17 protein-coding genes and 2 pseudogenes are annotated in these 18,082 nt (G+C 69.3%); 5 read left to right on the forward strand and 14 right to left on the reverse strand.

The window, feature by feature from the left end; translation table 11 throughout:
* Nucleotides 1-122: 122 nt before the first annotated feature.
* On the forward strand, nt 123-374 hold the full coding sequence (locus tag ACSMXV_RS06540) for an NAD(P)-binding domain-containing protein (protein WP_473176763.1): 252 nt from the start codon (nt 123-125) through the stop codon (nt 372-374).
* 370 nt (nt 375-744) lie between these two features.
* Entirely contained in the window at nt 745-876 is a 132-nt protein-coding gene (locus ACSMXV_RS06545) for a hypothetical protein (protein ID WP_473176764.1), read from the forward strand.
* A gap of 147 nt (nt 877-1,023) precedes the next feature.
* Here the strand turns inward: ACSMXV_RS06545 and ACSMXV_RS06550 are convergent, their stop codons facing one another.
* Genes ACSMXV_RS06550 through ACSMXV_RS06585 form a run of 8 tightly spaced genes read right to left on the reverse strand, consistent with a single transcriptional unit; the run spans nt 1,024 to nt 8,698 of the window.
* Nucleotides 1,024-2,484, reverse strand: a complete 1,461-nt coding sequence (locus ACSMXV_RS06550; protein ID WP_473176765.1) for an aldehyde dehydrogenase family protein — start codon at nt 2,482-2,484, stop codon at nt 1,024-1,026.
* A 40-nt stretch (nt 2,485-2,524) separates the two neighbouring features.
* Nucleotides 2,525-3,325 carry an SDR family NAD(P)-dependent oxidoreductase gene (locus tag ACSMXV_RS06555; protein WP_473176766.1) on the reverse strand — a complete coding sequence of 267 codons (801 nt, stop codon included), beginning with the start codon at nt 3,323-3,325 and terminating at the stop codon, nt 2,525-2,527.
* A gap of 27 nt (nt 3,326-3,352) precedes the next feature.
* Entirely contained in the window at nt 3,353-4,201 is an 849-nt protein-coding gene (locus ACSMXV_RS06560; RefSeq protein WP_473176767.1) for a fumarylacetoacetate hydrolase family protein, read from the reverse strand.
* The gene (locus ACSMXV_RS06565; RefSeq protein ID WP_473176768.1) at nt 4,198-5,070 is read right to left on the reverse strand and encodes a fumarylacetoacetate hydrolase family protein; all 873 of its coding nucleotides are present in this window, start codon (nt 5,068-5,070) and stop codon (nt 4,198-4,200) included. Before ACSMXV_RS06565 ends, ACSMXV_RS06560 begins: the two co-directional genes overlap by 4 nt.
* Nucleotides 5,067-5,696: a carboxymuconolactone decarboxylase family protein gene (locus tag ACSMXV_RS06570; protein WP_473176769.1), complete on the reverse strand. Its 630-nt coding sequence runs from the start codon at nt 5,694-5,696 to the stop codon at nt 5,067-5,069. The genes ACSMXV_RS06565 and ACSMXV_RS06570 overlap by 4 nt, the downstream gene beginning before the upstream one ends.
* A 28-nt stretch (nt 5,697-5,724) precedes the next feature.
* Entirely contained in the window at nt 5,725-6,480 is a 756-nt protein-coding gene (locus ACSMXV_RS06575) for an SDR family NAD(P)-dependent oxidoreductase (protein ID WP_473176770.1), read from the reverse strand.
* 32 nt (nt 6,481-6,512) lie between these two features.
* Nucleotides 6,513-7,163 carry an MBL fold metallo-hydrolase gene (locus ACSMXV_RS06580; protein WP_473176771.1) on the reverse strand — a complete coding sequence of 217 codons (651 nt, stop codon included), beginning with the start codon at nt 7,161-7,163 and terminating at the stop codon, nt 6,513-6,515.
* 8 nt (nt 7,164-7,171) lie between these two features.
* The gene (locus ACSMXV_RS06585; protein WP_473176772.1) at nt 7,172-8,698 is read right to left on the reverse strand and encodes a carotenoid oxygenase family protein; all 1,527 of its coding nucleotides are present in this window, start codon (nt 8,696-8,698) and stop codon (nt 7,172-7,174) included.
* Between the two features lie 207 nt (nt 8,699-8,905).
* Here ACSMXV_RS06585 and ACSMXV_RS06590 point away from each other — a divergent pair, with 207 nt between their 5' ends.
* The 3 genes from ACSMXV_RS06590 to ACSMXV_RS06600 all read left to right on the forward strand — a co-directional run bounded on the left by ACSMXV_RS06590 (nt 8,906) and on the right by ACSMXV_RS06600 (nt 12,758).
* Entirely contained in the window at nt 8,906-9,865 is a 960-nt protein-coding gene (locus ACSMXV_RS06590; RefSeq protein ID WP_473176773.1) for a LysR family transcriptional regulator, read from the forward strand.
* Between the two features lie 748 nt (nt 9,866-10,613).
* A complete protein-coding gene (locus ACSMXV_RS06595; RefSeq protein ID WP_473176774.1) occupies nt 10,614-11,903 on the forward strand; it encodes an MFS transporter in 1,290 nt (429 codons plus the stop codon).
* Nucleotides 11,904-12,011: 108 nt separating this feature from the next.
* Nucleotides 12,012-12,758, forward strand: a complete 747-nt coding sequence (locus tag ACSMXV_RS06600; protein WP_473176775.1) for an EthD domain-containing protein — start codon at nt 12,012-12,014, stop codon at nt 12,756-12,758.
* Nucleotides 12,759-12,784: 26 nt separating this feature from the next.
* Here ACSMXV_RS06600 and ACSMXV_RS06605 read toward each other — a convergent pair whose 3' ends face one another.
* From ACSMXV_RS06605 to ACSMXV_RS06630, 6 genes and pseudogenes are all read right to left on the reverse strand, one after another.
* Nucleotides 12,785-13,027, reverse strand: coding sequence for a tautomerase family protein (locus ACSMXV_RS06605; protein ID WP_473176776.1), 243 nt, complete (start codon nt 13,025-13,027; stop codon nt 12,785-12,787).
* A gap of 47 nt (nt 13,028-13,074) precedes the next feature.
* Entirely contained in the window at nt 13,075-13,920 is an 846-nt protein-coding gene (locus ACSMXV_RS06610; protein ID WP_473176777.1) for an NAD(P)-dependent oxidoreductase, read from the reverse strand.
* Nucleotides 13,921-14,121: 201 nt separating this feature from the next.
* Nucleotides 14,122-14,226: pseudogene (locus ACSMXV_RS06615) on the reverse strand (hypothetical protein); the annotation flags it as partial.
* A 2-nt stretch (nt 14,227-14,228) separates the two neighbouring features.
* Nucleotides 14,229-14,609: pseudogene (locus ACSMXV_RS06620) on the reverse strand (Re/Si-specific NAD(P)(+) transhydrogenase subunit alpha); the annotation flags it as partial.
* A gap of 223 nt (nt 14,610-14,832) precedes the next feature.
* The gene (locus tag ACSMXV_RS06625; protein ID WP_473176778.1) at nt 14,833-16,350 is read right to left on the reverse strand and encodes a CoA-acylating methylmalonate-semialdehyde dehydrogenase; all 1,518 of its coding nucleotides are present in this window, start codon (nt 16,348-16,350) and stop codon (nt 14,833-14,835) included.
* Between the two features lie 420 nt (nt 16,351-16,770).
* Entirely contained in the window at nt 16,771-18,078 is a 1,308-nt protein-coding gene (locus ACSMXV_RS06630; RefSeq protein WP_473176779.1) for an MFS transporter, read from the reverse strand.
* Between the last annotated feature and the right edge of the window lie 4 nt (nt 18,079-18,082).

Consider the following 18,082-nt stretch of genomic DNA (forward strand, 5'->3'; position numbering starts at 1 on the left):
CTCGGCCAGGAGGCGCTGCCTGCGCTCGAGGTCCGCGGGCTCCAGGCCCAGGAAGCTCTCGCCGGCATCGAAACGAGCGCCAGGAAGGCACCTCGCGTACCCACCGATCGAAAGAGGTCCAGATGAAGACCAGCGCAACGGCCAACATCGGCGTCGTCGGACTGGCGGTGACGGGATCGAACCTGGCTCGCAACCTCGCCTCCCGCGAGGGCAACACGGTCCCCGCCCACAACCGCACCTACGCTCGCACGAAGGAACTCGTCACCGAGCACCCCGAGGCCGGATTCATCGCCAGTGAGTCGATCGACGACTTCGTCGCGTCGCTGGCGAGGCCGCGTAAGTCATCTGCCTGGCCCTGCTCGCGTTCTGCCTGATCGAACGCCAGCTCCGCCAGGCCCTCGGACGTGATCAGAAGATGCCCGGCCTGTATCCCGGCAACCCAGATGGTCCGCCCACCGGCCCGATGATCCTCTACCACCTCTCCGGCCTGCGACTGCCAGTCGGTCATGCCACCGACCCCACCACACCATCGTCATCAGCCGAGGAGGCGTCGAGCTCCAGACCGCGGCGAACGCCACGCCCGCGGCGACGGCCACACCGAGTTTCTTCTTCTTGCCGATCTTCATGTGCGACGTGCTGCCTTCGTGCATCCACCGGCCGTTTGATGTTTCAAACAATCAGTGGAACGCACGCCCTCGCAGCCGACTCACCCACGCGGTGACCTGCCTCCAGCAGGCCGGGTACGTGGACCGACAGGAGGACCCCGTCAACCGGCGCAACCAGCTCGCCGTCCTCACCGAGCAGGGGCGGCAGCTCCTGGAGCGGGCGGCCGCGGGGCACGTCGAGGCCCTACGCCGGGCGGTCTTCGATGTATGACACCCCGAGCAGGTGCGCCAGCTCGCAGAGATCGGCGAAGCGATCAACGCGGCTCTGCAACGAGCGGACACCTCAGCGGCCGATCCCGAGGCACTGCCCTGGGGGCGCCGGTAGCCGCCGCCCCAGGTCGACAGCTTCCCCGAGCGATCAGAAGGGGTAGTGCGCCTGCTCGGTGGAGAGGGTGACCCAGCGGGTGTTGGAGAAAGATTCGACGCCCCAGCGTCCGCCGAAGCGGCCGTAGCCAGAGGCCGCGAAGCCGCCGAAGGGAGCCTGAGGCTCGTCCGCCACGGACTGGTCGCCCACGTGCACGATGCCGGTTCGGATGCGGCGTGCCACCTGCAGGCCGTGGGTGGCGTTCTCGGTGAGGATGCCGCAACTGAGCCCGTGCTCGGTGTCGTTGGCCAGCGCCACGGCCTCGTCGTCGTCCGAGAAGGCCCTGATGGCGACGACGGGTCCGAAGGCTTCGGTGTGGTGCAGTGACGCCTCCTCGGGAAGGTCGGTCAGCACGGTCGCCGGGTGCAGAGCTCCCTCCGGAGCGCCGCCGCCGGTGAGCACGCGCGCACCCTTCCGCACCGCGTCCGTGACCAGGGTGGCGACCCGCCGGGCGGCGGCCTCGTCGACCAGCGGGCCGATGACGGTGGTGGGCAGGCTCGGGTCGCCGCCTGGCAGGTCGGCGATCTTCGCGGTGAACCGCCGGGTGAACTCGTCGACCAGTGAGGCATGCACCAGGATGCGGTCGGCACACATGCAGATCTGGCCGGCGTTCATGAACGCGGCAAACGCTGCGGCGTTCACGGCGTGGTCGAGGTCGGCGTCCTCCAGCACGATCACGGAGTTCTTGCCGCCGAGTTCGAGTACGGCCGGCTTGAGGTGCTGGGCGGCGAGGGTGCCAATGACCTGCCCGATGCCGGTCGAGCCGGTGAAGTTGACCGCACGGACGCGCGGGTCCGCGATCAGTGTCTGCGCGATGGCGGCGGCGTCCGCCTTGTCGTTGGTGATGACGTTGAGGACTCCGTCGGGCAGTCCGGCGTCGCGCAGTACGTCGGCGACGAACAGGCCGCACGCAAGAGGGGCGTCCTCGCTCGCCTTGACCACGACGGTGTTGCCCGCCGCGAGCGCGGCGGCCACCGCGCGGGTGCCCAGGATGACCGGTGCGTTCCACGGCGCGAACGCGGCGACGACGCCGAAGGGTTCGCGGACGGCCAGACTCAGACCGCCAGGTTCCTGGGTGGCGAGCACGTCCCCGCGCGTGGCGGTGACCACGGCGGCGGCCTCGCGCAGCATGTTCGCGGCCAGCGCGACGTTGAACAGGGCCCATCCCCGGGTCCCGCCCGCCTCCCCCGCCATCAACTCCACGGCGTTCTCGCCGCGCTGCTCCATGAGGTCCGCCGCGTCCAGGAAGATCTTCCGTCGGGCGAAGGGCGCGAGCGCGGACCACTTCGCGAATGCTGCGTCCGCGGCGTCCACCGCGGCTCGCACGTCCTCCGGTCCGGCGGCGGCGACCGTGGCGTACGGCTCGCCGGTCCACGGGTTGATGTCGGCCGTGGTCCGGCCCGAGGCGGCGGGAATCTCCTTGCCGCCGATGAGGAGGTTCCGGTGAAGTGGCATGGGGTCGTTTCCCTTTGTGCTCGGTCCGGTTGGCTGCGGGTCAGGCGCCGATCATGTTGAAGCCGCCGTCGGCGTTGAGGTAGACGCCGGTCATGTGGGAGGCGTCATCGGTGGCCAGGAAGAGGGCCGTGCCGGCGAGTTCGGCCGGGCCCGGGATGCGGCCCAGCGGGGTCTTGGCGATCAGCTCCTCGCGGCGGCCGGACTTCCAGTCCTCACGGGTGAGGAGCCGCTCGGTCTCGATGAAACCGGGCGCGAAGGTGTTGACCCGCACGGTGGGCGCGAATGCCTGGGCGTAGGACTTGGTGATGCCGAGGAGGCCGTACTTGGCGGCGGCGTACTGCGGAGCCCGGGCGCTGCCGCGCACGATCACGGTGGAGCCGATGTTGACGATCGAGCCGTGGCCCTGCTCCAGCATCCGGGAGCCGAACTCGTGCACGCAGAGCATGGTGCCCTTGATGTCCACGGCGAGCACGTGGTCGATGGACTCCTCGGTGACATCGCGCCAGGACATCTGGTCGGCCGCCACATCGCCGACGTTGTTCACCAGGACGTCCAGGCCGCCGAAACGACTGAAGACTGCCTCGGCCATGCGGATGACGTCCTGGTGTACGGCGATGTCGGCCTGGACGGTGAAGGCCTCGCCGCCTACGTCCTTGATGCGGGCGACGGTCTTGTCGGCTCCGGCGGCGGAGCTGCGGTAGTGGACGGCGACGCGGGCGCCCTCCTGGGCGGCGCGGACGGCGATCTCGGCGCCGTAGCCGGTACCGGCACCGGTGACCAGAACAGTGCGGCCTTCGAAGCGGCGGGGCAGCGGAGGGGTGGGTGGGGTGTGCTCGGACATGACAGGAGTCCTTTCCGTGGAGGGCGATCAGGTCGCGGGTGCCGCGAAGTACTGGCGGATCTCGCCGATTCCCTGGATCCGGCTGACCAGTTCGTCGCCCTCGGCGAGGTAGCGGGGAGGGGTGCGGCGGTTGCCGACTCCGGCCGGGGTGCCCGTGAAGATCAGGTCTCCGGGGAGGAGGGGCACGACAGCCGAGAGCCGGGCTATGAGCTCGGGGACGGGGAAGATCATGGACTTGGTGCGGTCGTGCTGGACGACCTCGCCATTCAGCAACCCGGTTATCTCCAGGTCGTCGGGGTCGTCGAGCTCGTCCGGTGTGACGAGGACCGGGCCGGTCGGCCCGAAGCCGGGAAAGGATTTTCCGAGGCTGAACTGCGCTGGTTTTCCCTGGAGTTGGGAGACCCGCTCCGACAGGTCCTGTCCGACGGTGAGCCCGGCGACCGTCTCCCAGGCACGGCCGGCGGACACTCGGTGAACCGGCCGGCCGATCACCGCCACCAGCTCGACCTCCCAGTCGACTTTGCCTGCGGGGAGCTCGACCGTGGTGCGGGGGCCCGTGACGCAGGTCGGGAACTTGGTGAACACCAGCGGCTCGTCGGGCGGGGTGAACCCGGCTTCGGCGGCATGCGGGGGGTAGTTGAGGGCGACGGCGAAGACCTGCCGTGGCCGGGGAACCGGGGCCTGGAGGGCGGCCGGGTCCACTTCGATGTCGTACGCCTCGTCGGGCACGTCGGCGGCCCAGTCGCGGACCTGTTGCCACTGCTCCAGCAGGTCCATCGGGTCGGTGGGCAGGCGGCCCTGTGAGGCCCAGCGGACGTCCGCGGCCCGGTCGCCGCGGACCAGGACGGCACGGCCGTCCAGCACTCCTAGTCTCACCAGTCCACCTTCTGCGGTACGGGGGTGCCGTGGCCCTCTTCCCAGCTGACGATGGGCGTGCGCAGGACGCCGAGGTGCTCGACCTCGGCCTCGACGACATCACCGGGCTTGAGGTACATGTCCGGGTCGCCGCTGAAGCCCGCGACGCCCTGGACGGTCCCGGTGGTGATCAGGTCGCCCGCGCTGTAGCCCTGCGGGGAGTGGTAGGCGACCAGGTGCGGGATGGAGACCGACATGCGGCTGGTGTTGGACTTCTGCCGGACCACGCCGTTGACCCGCAGCTCCATGTCGAGCTTCTGGGGGTCGGGGATCTCGTCGGCGGTCACGATGTACGGACCGAGCGGGCAGAAGGTGTCGATGGCCTTGCAGAAGGAGAAGACCCCGGACTCCATCTCCCGGCGCTGGATGTCGCGGGCGGTGATGTCGTTGAAGACGACGTAGCCGGCGATGTGGTCGGGCGCGTCGTCCACGCCGAAGAACTTGCCGGGCTTGCCGATGACGACGGCGATCTCCAGCTCGTAGTCCAGCTCGCTGGTGAGGTGCTCCGGGTAGATCACCGGCTCCTCAGGGCCGACGATCGCGTCGACGTTCTGGAAGAAGACGATGCCCTTGTGCATGGGGTGGGACCAGTCGACGTTCTTCGACTCGTCCTCGTGCTCGCGGAAGTTTCCGGAGGTGTGGAAGAACTTCTTCGGCGCGATCGGGGCGCGCAGCCGTACGTCGTCCAGGGCCAGGCGCTCCCCCGTCTCCGCGACCCGGCCGTCGCGCTCGAAGTACTCGCGCGTCGAGCCGACCTCCAGGGGAAGAACGAGCCGTTCCTCCAGCTCCAGTCTGCCGACGCGTCCGTCGTCGAAGGTGATCAGCTTCATGATGTCCCACTTTCTGGTTCGAGGGTGTGATGGGTGAGGGTGAAGTGGTCCTCTGCGGAGGGCAGCCCTTCTCCGGCGAAGACGCGCAACTGGAGGGCGAGCAGGGCGTAGTAGCCGACCAGGGTGGTGAGTTCGAACAGGCCTCGCTCTCCCCACGCCGCCACCGTGTCGTAGTACTCCTGGTCGCTCAGCGCGCCGCAGCGGGTCAGTGCGACGCTCGCCTGCAGGGCGGCCCGCTCGGCCGGGTCCGGGAGGTCCGGCAGTCCGCCGGCGCGCAGTGTGCCCAGCTCGGGTTCGGTGAGGCCGCACGTCCGGCCCACCGCCTCATGGGCCTCCCTCTCGAAGGTGCTTCCCCACTCGGCGGCGACGACCAGGATGGCCATCTCGCGCACGCGGTCGGTCAAAACCGACTCGTAGCGCACGGCCGCCCCGACCGCCTGAACGGCGAGCCCGACGGGCGGGCTGAGCAGCATGGCGTTGAACGGGCCACGCAGTCGGCCCTCCTCGTCGGAGAGGGCGAACGCCTGCGGTCCGGACGCTCGTGGTCCGCCGGTGATGGCGCGGTAGACCTCGGTCTGCTGCTCGTCCAGTTCGCCGGGCAGCAGTCCGGCGAGGCGTGCGGTCATGCGCGCTCCCTTCGAGGTGGTCGGTGGGTCAGACGAGGGTGCGGCCGCCGTCGACGTAGAGCACCTGCCCGGTGACGAACGACGCGCGGGTCGAGGCGAGGAACAGCACGGCACCGACGACGTCCTCCGGTGTCCCCAGACGCCCGGCGGGGACCAGGCTCGTCATCTCCTCGCGCATGCCGGGCTTGGCCAGGTACGCGCGGGTCAGCTCGGTCTCCGTGTAGCCGGGGGCCACGGCGTTGACGGTGACGCCGTCGGCGGCCCATTCGCGGGCCATCACCTTCACCAGCTGGTCCAGGCCGCCCTTCGACGCCGCGTACGGGGCGTGGTGGCGGTGCGCGAGCCGGGAGGAGACGGAGGAGAAGAACACCATGCTTGCGTGGCCCGACTCGCGCATCAGTCGGCCCGCGGCGCGTCCAGTCCAGAACGCGCTCGACAGGTTCAGAGTCACGATGCGGTCCCACACCTCGTCGGGTGTGTCCAGCACGGGGCGGCGGTCGTTCGTTCCCACGGCGTGCACCAGCACGTCAAGTCCGCCCAGTTCGCGGGCTGCCGTCGTGACCGCCCGCTCGCACGCGTCGGACGACGTCAGGTCCGCGGTGAGGGTCCGCACGTCGGCGGCCGCGAGGACCGGATCGTCGCGCAGGGCCTTGAGCCTGGTCTCGTCCGCGTCGACGACCGCCAGCCGTGCTCCGGCCTCCGCCAGGGCCCGGGCACACGCGGTGCCCAGTCCTCCGGCCCCGATGACGAGCGCGCGGCGCTCCTCCAGCCCCAGCCATCCCATTGCGGGCCTCCGAATTTCTGTGGAAGGAACCATCAGGCGAGATCCATTCCGGCTCCGGCCGCCGTCCGCCGGTAGCCGGTCCCGGAGTCTCGTACGCCCGCGTCGAGCAGGCCGTCCACCAGAGCGTTTCCGCCCTCGTTGAGACCTCCGTCGTGGATCGCCAGAGCAAGCTGGGGTTTGACCGCGCGGATGTAGTCGATGACTTCGCCGGTCTTGGACCACGGGCCGTGGACCGGCACGAGGAGTGTGTCCACCGGGCGCGTGGGCACCGTAAACGCGTCGCCCGGGTGGAAGACCGCGCCGTCCGTGTCCCCCACGAGGAAGCCGACGTTGGTGACCCGCGGCAGGTCCGGATGGGTCGGGGCGTGCAGTTCGCCGTGCACCTCGACGCCGATGCCCTCGATGTCGAAGGCGTCCCCGTCACCGACCACGGCGACCCGGCCGCCGAGCCCGTCGAGCCGGGCCGCCACGGAGCGGTCGGCCCAGATCCGCAGGGCGGGATCGGCCTCGGCCGCCGCGCGCAGTACGGGCTCGGCGAAATGGTCCACGTGTTCATGGGTCACGAGCACCGCGTCGGCACCGTCGAGCGCCCGAGGGTCGGAGTAGACGCCGGGATCGATGAGGATGACGATGCCGTCCTGCTCCAGCCGTACGCAGGCATGCCCGTACTTGGTGAGTCGCATCGGCCGTCTCACTTCCGCAGCTCGCTGTCGGGCACCCAGGTGCCGTGGAAGCCGTACCGGAGCCGGAATGGGATCTTCACGGTGGCGATGGGGCCGGCGGCGATGTCGAGGGCGTCGAGGATGACCATGTCGTGCCGGTTCTGGTCACGTCGGCCGATCAGTGCCAGCAGGTAGCCCTCGCCCTCGTCGGCGTCCGCCGACTTCGGGACGAACACCGGCTCCTCCGGCGCGGCGTGCTCGCCGGGGGCCCAGAAGGTCGTCTCACCGGTGCTGTCGTCGCGGTGGATGAGGGAGTTGAAGGGCGGGCCCATCGGTCCGACCTCGCACTTCGGCACGTCGGGGTGCATGCCGCCGATCCATGCGTGCCGGTTCCGCTCCATCAGCACCCGGGGGTCGACCCGGGGCATGTCGCCGGGCGAGGCGATGAGCTGCTCGCTGCGGTAGGTGTCGATGGCGTCCTCCCAGTGGGCGGCGCCCTTGGTGAGGTCGAACGTCCAGCGGTGCAGGAACGGGGGCTTCTCGGGCAGAAGGCCGCGGGTCGTCTTCGGGAACTGGGAGAACCAGCCGGACTTGGTGGTGAAGTGGTCGGCGATCAGCGTGTCGCCGGACGTCCAGGCGTTGAGGGAGTGCGTCTCCATGAGCAGTTCGCTGCGGTACCACCGGATGCCGCTCACGCCCTGCTCGCGGGGGATGATCGCGACGTAGGTCTCCTGGTTCGGGTCCCAGACGAAGTACTGCTCCTCCCTCTTCAGCTGCTTCTGGTCGGCGACCATGGGCGAGATGGTGAAGACGAAGTGGTCCCGGGTGACCAGCCAGTCGTGCACCATCGAGGAGTAGGGGACCTCGAAGGTCTGGGAGCGGGTGACCTTGCCGGAGGCGGAGATCTCGTAGATGTGGATCTGCTTGTCCGGCAGACCGGTGGCGTTGTACGCGAAGGCGATCAGTTCGCCGGTGAGCGGGTCGTGTTTGGGGTGGGCGGTGAAGGTACGCCCGGGGATCTGGCCGGAGAAGTCGTAGATGCCCCGGGTCTCCAGGGTCACCGGGTCCAGCTCGTACGGGAGGGCCGCCTCCTTGAGCGCGAGCAGCTTGCCGGCATGCCAGATGATCGAGGTGTTGGCGTTGCCGTCGTCGATGCCGAGGACGGACGGGTCGTCGGTGTAGGGGTTGCGGTAGGCCCCGAAGAGGGCCTGTCGCGCCTGGCGTTCGAGCTCGAACCGCTTGGTGCGCACATAACGGGTCCGCAGATCCGCGTGCCCGTTCTCGAACCGCACCATGTGGATCATGCCGTCGCCGTTGATGTAGACGTCGTTCGCGAACCGCGGTGGGTACTGGGTGTCCGCGGCGGCGCGGTAGAAGGCGCCGGAGAGCTCGGGGGGTATGCGGCCCTCGACCTCCAGGTCGTAGACGTCCGCCTCGATCCGCGACGGGGCGAAGAACCCACGGAACTTGGGGGTGTCCGGCCACTGCATGGTCTGCGGGGGCGGCTGTGTCCCCACCTGCTGGGGCGTCTGGTTCGGCTGCGTGGGAACGGCCATGGCTTCCTCCTGCGGGGCATGGCTGATCAAGCGAAGAATCGGATTGGTGTCTGCCGTCGACGGCTTCCGGGCAGATGGCGGCGGCTGAGCAATGACGCCTGTAATGCGGCCCGAGATCTGGCGTTCATCCACCTGTAACAGCGATGATGCTGGCGGGACGGCGGCGCGTCCAACAGGGGAACGCGCAAGCAACGATCGGAGAGTCCGATGGATCTTCGGCAGATGGAGTACGCGGTGGCGGTCGCCGACGAGCTCAACTTCACCCGGGCCGCCGCACGCTGCCATATCGGGCAGTCCGGCCTGAGCCACCAGATCGCCGAGCTGGAACGAGAGGTCGGGGCTCGGCTGTTCGACCGGACGAGCCGCAGTGTCCGGCTGACCCCCGCGGGCCAGACGTTCGTCGCCGGCGCACGACGCGTGTTGAGAACCGTGCAGGAGATGAGCGCCGCGATCTCCTCCATCGACGGACACGTACAGGGACAGCTGCTCCTCGGAGCGATGACGCTCACGGCCGGGGACATCGACGTGCTGGGCCTGCTGCGGGAGTTCCAGGAGTCCTATCCGGCGGTCGAGGTCATCGTGTCCGACGCCGCCAGCGCGGCGGCAACCGCACAGCTGCTCACCGGTGAGCTGGAGGTGGCCGTCCTCGCGCTCCACGAGCGGCAGCTGCCTCCCGGGATCGCTCACCACCTGCTCCGTCTGCACCCGCTCGTGGCCGTCGTTGGACGCCGGCATCGGCTGCGCGGCGCCGGTGCCACGGGCTTGGAGGCGCTGGCCGACGACCGCTTCCTCGACTGCACACCGGAGACGGGCCTGCGCGCACAGGTGGACGCCGCGTTCAGCCGCGTACGGGCACGCCGCCGGAGCGCGTGCGCGCTGCGCAGCGCGGGCGATCTCGCCTCGCTGGCCTTGGAGGGGATCGGGGTGACCGTCGTGCCCCGCCCGGTGGCGGAGGCGATCGTTCCGGCTGAGTACGCCGACTGTGTGCTGCGGCTCGACGACCCGCAGGCGCTTCTGCCGCTGGCACTCGCCCACCGGGATCCCGCTCCTGCTTCACCCGCGGCGCAGGCGTTCCTGCGGCTCGCGCTCGCCCGCCTGACCTCGGACGCAGCCGTCGGCATCGACACCGCCGCAAGCCCGGGTGAAGTCGCTGGGCGCAGAGCCTGATCGGCAGCCTCTTTCCGCGGGTCGTAGGGGTCGTGTGCTTCAGACATGAACTGGATGGACGCCTCCGCCGGGGTTCGCGAACCGCCGCACCCCGGACTACGGCTACAACGACGGCGTCGCGTTCGGCTTCCGCGTCGACGACATCGAGGCCGCATCCGCCGAACTGGCCGCAGCGGGCGACGAGTTGCTCGGCGAGATCAACCGCCTGGACACCGGATAGGCCTACCGCCACTTCCGTGGCCCGGACGGCAAGGTCTACCGCCTCAACGAGGACCCGCAGGACAGCCACACCCTGAACTGAGCCCGGCAGGAACAACCCACGGGCTCGATCCGGCGCGGCCCACATCTGGCTGCGCGAGACCGCCGCCCGCGTGGGAGCGGAGCTGACCGCGTCCACGCCCGGCCGTATCGCCACCGGAGCACAGACGGGGCAGATGCCCCGCTGACGGGGTAGACGCCCCGCTCCAGCCCCCGCGGCATCCAAGACATGCATGATTCGCATCTTCGATCTCGATCGGACGGAGGCTAGGCAGGACCTGCCCGGTACCCCATAGTCGTCTCAACCCGGCGCCGGAGCCGCACCACCAGCCGCTGCCGGGACTGCGCAGGCGCCCGGCAAGCCGGCCCTTCGCGACCCCACAGCAGTCATCGGTGCCCCACGCTCCGACCCTGCCCCGTGCTCCGGGCGGCCTCACCAAAGTGGCCGCACCTCCCCTTTCCCTTCCGATACGCCACGTGGAGTTCCCGCATGCCTGCACCCGTGCCCCCGCTCCCGTCCCCACCGCCCGCAACTGTCGAGGACGGCCCGTCCGAGGAGACCGTGTCCGGTTCCGGCCACCGGCTTCGCATCACGCTGCTGATGGCGGGCAGTTGCCTGCCGATCCTGGGCGCCGTGCTCATCGCCCCCGTCCTGCCGCAGATGCACGACCACTTCGCCGACGTGCCGGGCGTCGACGCGCTGGTCCCGATGGCTCTGACGATCCCCGCACTCTCCCTGGCACTGCTGGCCCCCTTCGCCGGCGTCATCGTCGACCGACTCGGCCGCAAACGCCTGCTCGTCATCGCCACCGTGCTGTACGCGATCCTCGGCACCGCCCCGCTGTGGCTGGACTCCCTCGGCGCGATCGTCGCCAGCCGCGCCCTCGTCGGCGTCGTCGAAGCCGCCATCATGACCTGCTGCACCACGCTGATCGGCGACTACTACTCCGGCCGGCAACGCGACCGCTACCTCGCCCTGCAGACGATGTGCGCCTCGATCTCCGCGACGGCCTTCTTCGCCCTGGGCGGCGCGGCAGGATCGGCCGGCTGGCGCACACCGTTCTGGGCCTACGCCGTGAGCCTGCTGCTCGCCCCCGCCTTCGCCGCCTTCCTGTCCCGGCCCCGACCGGCCGACCAGACCCCCACCCCCTCCCCCACCGTCACCGCCTCGGAGCCGGTCAAGCGGCCCTTCCCCTGGCGGCCGCTGGCCGGGACGTGCGCTCTGACCGTCTTCGGTGCCGTCCTCTTCTACACCGTCCAGGTGGAGATGGCCTTCCTCCTGGACGACATGGGCGTGACCGACCCCGGCATGATCGGGCTGGCCATCGCCGCCTCCAGCGTCGCGACCGTGATCGGCGCCGGTGTCTTCGCCAAGCTCGGTCGCAACCCGGCCGCCTGGATGCCCGCCGTCTTCGCCGTCTGCGCCCTCGGCTTCGCCGTGATCTGCCTCGCCCCCAACCCCGTCGCACTGACCGTCGGCGCCGTGATCAACTGCTTCGGTGGCGGCATCATGCTGCCGAGCCTGCTCACCCTCGCCATGTCCAAGCTCGACTACGCGGACCGCGGTCGCGGCACCGGCCTGTGGACGGGTTCCTTCTTCATCGGCCAGTTCATCTGCCCGCTCGTGGTGCTCGCGCTCACCTCAGCCGTCGGCAGCCTGACAGGCGCCCTGGGCGTACTCGCGGTCGCCGGGTCGGTCGCCGCCGTCGGACTCGGGCTCTTCGCCCGTCGGCGCCGGACAGTGGCCGCTCCGGAACCGGTCGAGCAGTTGGCAGGCTGAACGGCCGCGGCGCCGTTCCACGAGAACCACGAGATCCACGTACCCATCGAGATCGGCATCGCGGATGTTCACCGCGATGCCGATCGCCTCTCTTACCGCTGGAGAACCATGCTGAATCTGATCGCCGCCATCCGCCGCAAGCCGGGAATGACGCACCAGGCGTTTCTGCACTACTTGCAGCACGTGCACGGATCTCTGGCCGCCGCGAATCCTCTTCACATTCGACGCTACGTCCAGAACTACGTGTTCGATTCGTCATTCGGCAGCGAGGAGGACCCGACGTACCTGACCGACTTCGGCCGGGACTCCGTCACCGAACTGCACTTCGAGAGCATGGAGGCGCTGGCCGCCACGATGGCCGACCCGTACTCGCGCGAGGTCGTCGGCCCCGACGGCGCCCATTTCAACGACATGCCCAGTGCCTTGGCCCTGTTGGCCCGCCCCGCGGTACTCATGCCTCCGCCGGCGGCCGAGGACGAGGGCCGGGTGAAGGTGCTGCACTTCACCCGCATGCCGGAAGGGCTGGACCTCGACAGCTTCACCGAGCGGTGGCAGGCCGCGCACGAGAAGGTACTGGAACAGGAAGAGCCACAGGCCAAGGCGTTGCGCGGTTACGTCCAGCACCGGCAGGTACCGGGGGCCGAGAAGGCACTGCGCCATTTCGGCGGTCGGGACAAGCACGTGTACGAAGGAGTCGCCGCCCTGTACTACGACTCCCCGGACGACGCGCTGACGCACTTCCCTTCCTACGAGCGGTCCCTGCGGGAGCACTCCGCCGAGACCGGCGGCTTCTACGACCCCTCACGCTCGTTCGCCCTCTACAGCCGTGAGGTGACCATTTTCCAAGGCGGCTGAGACCAGCGTTACGTTGGCTTGACGTTTCAGGGGCGTCGTCGCGCCGGGTCATGAGACGGCTGTGCGGACGGCGTCGTGTCGGCGCGTCGCTCCTCGAACGTCCGGCCGCCCTTCATCTTGTCGCTCCATTTCGCCTCGATGATCTGCACCGTGACGGCGTCTGCGGCGCAGTCCAGGTTCTTCACCAGGGCATGCGTGATGTCGGTCATCATGTGCTTCTTCTGCTCGTCCGTTTTTCCCTGGGCCATGAACACGTGGACTTCGGGCATCCTGGTCCCTCCTGATGGGTCGTTGCTGTCAGGGGTTGTGCACCCGCTCAATGAGCGTGGGAACCATCCCGCAGGTGCGTGAGCACCTCGGCGAGTGGCAGCTCGTACTGGTCCTTGTCCTTCTCCCACCGCTGCATCACCGCTGCCGCGGCTTCGGCCATCTGAGGCGGCAGCCCGGAGGCGCGCAGGGTCTCGGCGACTTCATGCATTTCAGGAGCCCAACGCCACGCTCGGGCGGCGACGCCGGACAGGTCGCGGGGGTTGGAGAGGAAGTCCGAGGGCATGCGCTGGGCCTCGGCGGTGAGAAGATCGCCGACTCCGTGGCTGTCCGCGAGGGCGTGCGACACGGCGGCCAGCGTGCGGGCGGCTTTCTGGAAGGCCGCGAAGGACATCTTCAGAACCGATGCGGCACCGACCTGGTCCCCTGCGGCTTCCACCTGGACACGGGAGCCCTCGAAGATGCAGCGGACGCGACCCACCGCTTGCGCATCCCCCGCCAGGTAGAGGCGACACGTGCGCTGGTCGCCGGGCGGCGGGCCGATGACGGCAGCATCGATTACCGAGGAAGCGGGCCGGATCTCGTTCGCGATGCGTTCCATGCGCTGGGGGCTGATGGCGTTGGCCTCGACGTACAGACCCGTGAACCCGTGCTGGGCGACGGATACGGCGACGTCCTCAGCCGCATGCGGAGGACAGAGGGACAGCACGACCTCGCTGGCGCCGAGAGCCTCCGTGAGGGACGGGCAGGCTGTGAGTCCGGCCTTCCGCGCACGTTCCTGCGTCGCCGAACTTCGATGAGCCGGTACCCAGAGGACCTGATGACCCGACCCGGACGCCTGAGTGGCTACGGCCGCCCCCATGGCGCCGGGGTGCAGAACGGTCAGCGTGGTCACTGCGTACCTCCTGGTGGAACGGTGAAAGCTCGGTGTCGCTGCCTGCCGGGTGCGCAGCGAGAGTGTCCCGTATGCCGATCAATTCTCCGTGGCCGGCCGGGCAGCGACGGCGGGGACGGCATCCTGTCCGGCCTCAGACCGCGCCTTCCCCGGGGGCGGCGCCGGTGGTGAGCGACGAGAGCGACCACGGGGAGCACAGGGCATCGAGACGACCACCGGCATGTCACCGCCGCCGATGGAGGCGACCAGATGCGCGCCGAGGGCGAGCGCGACCACGGTGACCGCGATGAGCAGTCCCATGTAGGGGCGCTGCGCGAGATGCGCGGGACGGCGTCCATGGCGAGTACGGTGATCGGCCGCCGCGCCAACTCCTCGACCAGCTCCGGGTTGAGCGCGGGTTGGATAAGCGCGATCAGCGTCGCTCCGTCGCGCAGCCGGCCGATCTCCTCGCTCGAGGGGCCGTTGACCTTCAGTACGATCTCGGCCGGCCAGGGGTCGCCGAGACGGGCTCCCGCCTCCTCGTAGGCCGCGTCAGAGAAGCGGGACGATTCTCCCGCTCCTGGTTCGACGACCAATTGGTACCCCAGCGCGACAAGTCGGCCCACGGTGGCCGGTGTTGCCGCAACCCTGGTCTCGCCCGCAGTGGACTCGGCGGGTATGCCGATCCGCTGAGGTTCCGGTGGCACCATCGTCTTCCTCTCTCGTCGTGAGCGTCGTGGTATCGGGCCTGTCCGCCCGGCGCTTGGTGTGCGTGTCCATCCATCGGTGCCCGGATCCTTCGCGTTCGACTCTGCGGTTCCTGTCCGACTTGCTGATCAATGGGCAGCGCGAACACCGCCCGCGGTCGCGCCGGTGCCGAGGGGGCGACGAGACCTGCGAGGTATGGCTACGGGATGGGAGGCGGGAAGTGCCTCAGTCGCTGGTCGGGAAGCCGAGGTTGATTCCCCCGTGCGACGGGTCGAGCCAGCGCTGGGTGATGGCCTTGCTGCGGGTGAAGAACTTCACCCCGTCCTCACCGTAGGCGTGGGTGTCGCCGAACAGCGACGCCTTCCAGCCGCCGAAGGAGTAGTAGGCGACCGGCACCGGAATGGGCACGTTGATGCCGACCATGCCCACCTCGACCTCGTGCTGGAAGCGGCGGGCGGCGCCGCCGTCGTTGGTGAACAGTGCCGTGCCGTTGCCGTACGGATTGGCGTTGATCAGTTCCAGGCCCTCGTCGTACGAGCCCACCCGGACCACCGACAGCACCGGGCCGAAGATCTCGTCGTCGTAGACGGACATGCCGGGCTTGACGTGGTCGAAGAGCGTGGGGCCGAGCCAGAAGCCGCCGGCGGTGCTCCGGGCGTCCGGGGTTTCGCCCGCGATCAGATGCTCGCGGCCGTCCACCGCCAACTCGGCGCCGTCGGCCACGCCCGCTTCCAGGTACGAAACCACACGGTCCCGGTGCGCGCCGGTGACCAGCGGGCCCATCTCGGAGGCAGGCGCGCAGCCGGGGCCGACCTTCAGTCCGGCCATACGCTCCTTGATCTTCGCGACCAGTTCGTCGCCGACCGGATCGACGGCCACCAGGACGGACACGGCCATGCAGCGCTCGCCGGCCGCGCCGAAGCCGGCGTTGACGGCGGCGTCGGCGGCCAGGTCGAGGTCCGCGTCCGGGAGGACCAGCATGTGGTTCTTGGCGCCGCCGAGGGCCTGCACCCGCTTGCCGTGCCGGGCCCCCGTCTCGTAGACGTACTGGGCGATGGGGGTGGAGCCGACGAAGGACACGGACTTGATGCCGGGATGTTCCAGCATCCGGTCGACGGCCGGCTTGTCGCCGTGCACGACGTTGAACACACCGTCCGGCAGCCCGGCCTCCTTCCACAGCGCGGCCAGCCAGTTCGCGGCCGACGGGTCCTTCTCCGACGGCTTGAGGACGACGGTGTTACCAGCGGCGATCGCAAGGGGGAAGAACCACATCGGCACCATGACGGGGAAGTTGAACGGTGAGATGACCGCGACCGGGCCGAGCGGCTGTCGGACGGAGTGGACGTCGACACCGGTGGACGCCTGCTCGGTGAAGCCGCCCTTGAGCAACTGCGGGATGCCGCAGGCGTACTCGACGACTTCGATGCCGCGGGCCACCTCGGCGAGCGCGTCGGAGTGCACCTTGCCGTGCTCGGCAACGATGATCGCGGCCAGCTCGTCGCGGCGCGCGTTGAGCAGCTCGCGGAACGCGAACAGCACCTGCACGCGCTTCGCCACCGATGTCCGGCGCCAGTCCCTGAACGCGCCGGCAGCGGCGGCCACGGCCTGATCGACGTCGTCGGCCGACGCGAAGTCCACCCGGCCGGTGATCCTGCCGGTCGCCGGGTCGTGGATGTCCCCGCCCCGCTCGGTGGCACCGCTCCACGGCTGTCCGTCGATCCAGTGCGTGATGTGGGCGACCATGATGTGTCCTTGTCAGTCGAGTGGGGGACGCCGGGCCCGCTCGGTGGGGCGGGCACTCGGCGTCGGTGAGAGTGAGCGTGCGTTCCGCGACCTACGCGGTCGGCAGCGACGTGGACTGCCGTCAGGGGTTTGCGGCAGGTGTCGGCGACCGCGCATGCCTGGTCGGGGATGGCGAGGCCTTGGGTGCGTTCGCCTCGCTGAACGGGGTGCGGGGGACGAGCGGTTGACGGCTCGTACGATCCTTGTCGGGGTCGCTGCCTGGTGAACCGTTCGATGAAGGTCTCGTGGCCTGGCCGACCGCGGTGATGGATTACGGCCTCGGAAGGGGCCGGTCCCATGGGCGACGAGCCGGGACCCGAGCACCAAAAGCGCGATCTGTGGTTGAAGCAAGGATCGTGGAGAGGTGTGACACGGCCGTCTTCACGCGGTTGAGGAGTTGCTGGGTGATGGGCTTGCGTTGCTGGGGGATGGGCTTGCGGGCGCCGCATCGACACCCGGCTTGAGGTCCATGCCCTTTGTCTCCGGAAGCAGCAGGGTGATCACGATCGCGACGCTGTAACCGAGCAGCGCGATCAGCCCGATGGCCTCGGCCAAGGTGATCCACTGGGCGAGGATGCCGATGCAGGTGACCGCGAGGGCGCCGGCCGCCTTGCCGAAGTTGTAGGCGAAGCTCTGCCCGCTGCCACGGACCGCTGTGGGGAACAGTTCCGTGAAGAACGGGCCCAGCGTCGCGTAGTTGCCGATCGTGAAGAAGCCGAACGGCACACCCATGAGGACCAGCCCCCACCCCGACAACGGCAGGAACATGTAGCCGATGGTCACCAGCCACGAGCAGAACAGGAACAGCTGGAACGTCCGTCGTCGGCCGAGGACGTCGGCCAGATAGGCGCTCGCCAGGAACCCGAAGAAGGAACCGCCGGTCACCAGGAACAGGTAGTACCCCGAGGCGCTGGGTGACAGCTCCCGGACCGTTTTCATGAACGTGGGCAGCCAGTTGACGATCGCCCCGCCGACGCCGACCACGCCGAACGCCAGCAGTGACGCCTTGATGGTCACTCCCCGCACGCCCGGCTTGAAGATCGCCCCGAGGCCGGGGCCGCGGCCTTCGGCCGCTATGGCGGCGCGCGTCTGCTTGTACAGCTCCGGCTCCTCGATGGTGCGTCGCAACCACAGCACCAGCAGACCGGGGAGCACCCCGATCATCAGCAGCACGCGCCAGTTGTACTCCGCCGGTACGTGGGCGAGGACCACGCCGGCCACCAGCGACGCCGCGCTCCAGCCGATGCCGAAGCCGCTTTGGACGGAACCCACCGCCTTGCCGCGATGGGCGGGCCGGATGATCTCACCCATCAGCACCGCGCCGGCGGCCCACTCGCCGCCGAAGCCCAGTCCTTGCAGCACGCGCACGATGATGAGTTGCTCGAAGTTCTGCGTGAAGCCCGCGATGAACGTGAACACCGCGAACCAGAGAATGGTGAACTGCATGACGCGGGCGCGGCCGAAGCGGTCCGCCAGAAAACCACACGCCCAGCCACCGATGGCCGCCGACAGGAGCGTCGCCGTGGCCAGATAGCCTGCCTGGGCCGTCGTCAACCCCCAGGTTGCGATGAGCACGGGGAGTACGAAGCTGAACAGCTGCGCATCCATTGCGTCGACCGCCCACCCTGCGAAACATCCCCAGAACGTGTTGCGCTCGCGCTTCGTCAGCTCGCGATACCAGTGGAACACCGTT

The organism is Streptomyces sp. DSM 42067 (genome assembly GCF_055792885.1).

Excerpts from the sequence above, each read along its gene's own strand:
- ACSMXV_RS06540 (WP_473176763.1), top strand. The coding sequence starts at position 123 with ATGAAGACCAGCGCAACGGCCAACATCGGCGTCGTCGGACTGGCGGTG.
- ACSMXV_RS06550 (WP_473176765.1), bottom strand. The coding sequence starts at position 2,484 with ATGCCACTTCACCGGAACCTCCTCATCGGCGGCAAGGAGATTCCCGCC.
- ACSMXV_RS06555 (WP_473176766.1), bottom strand. The coding sequence starts at position 3,325 with ATGTCCGAGCACACCCCACCCACCCCTCCGCTGCCCCGCCGCTTCGAA.
- ACSMXV_RS06565 (WP_473176768.1), bottom strand. The coding sequence starts at position 5,070 with ATGAAGCTGATCACCTTCGACGACGGACGCGTCGGCAGACTGGAGCTG.
- ACSMXV_RS06570 (WP_473176769.1), bottom strand. The coding sequence starts at position 5,696 with ATGACCGCACGCCTCGCCGGACTGCTGCCCGGCGAACTGGACGAGCAG.
- ACSMXV_RS06575 (WP_473176770.1), bottom strand. The coding sequence starts at position 6,480 with ATGGGATGGCTGGGGCTGGAGGAGCGCCGCGCGCTCGTCATCGGGGCC.
- ACSMXV_RS06580 (WP_473176771.1), bottom strand. The coding sequence starts at position 7,163 with ATGCGACTCACCAAGTACGGGCATGCCTGCGTACGGCTGGAGCAGGAC.
- ACSMXV_RS06585 (WP_473176772.1), bottom strand. The coding sequence starts at position 8,698 with ATGGCCGTTCCCACGCAGCCGAACCAGACGCCCCAGCAGGTGGGGACA.
- ACSMXV_RS06590 (WP_473176773.1), top strand. The coding sequence starts at position 8,906 with ATGGATCTTCGGCAGATGGAGTACGCGGTGGCGGTCGCCGACGAGCTC.
- ACSMXV_RS06595 (WP_473176774.1), top strand. The coding sequence starts at position 10,614 with ATGCCTGCACCCGTGCCCCCGCTCCCGTCCCCACCGCCCGCAACTGTC.
- ACSMXV_RS06600 (WP_473176775.1), top strand. The coding sequence starts at position 12,012 with ATGCTGAATCTGATCGCCGCCATCCGCCGCAAGCCGGGAATGACGCAC.
- ACSMXV_RS06605 (WP_473176776.1), bottom strand. The coding sequence starts at position 13,027 with ATGCCCGAAGTCCACGTGTTCATGGCCCAGGGAAAAACGGACGAGCAG.
- ACSMXV_RS06625 (WP_473176778.1), bottom strand. The coding sequence starts at position 16,350 with ATGGTCGCCCACATCACGCACTGGATCGACGGACAGCCGTGGAGCGGT.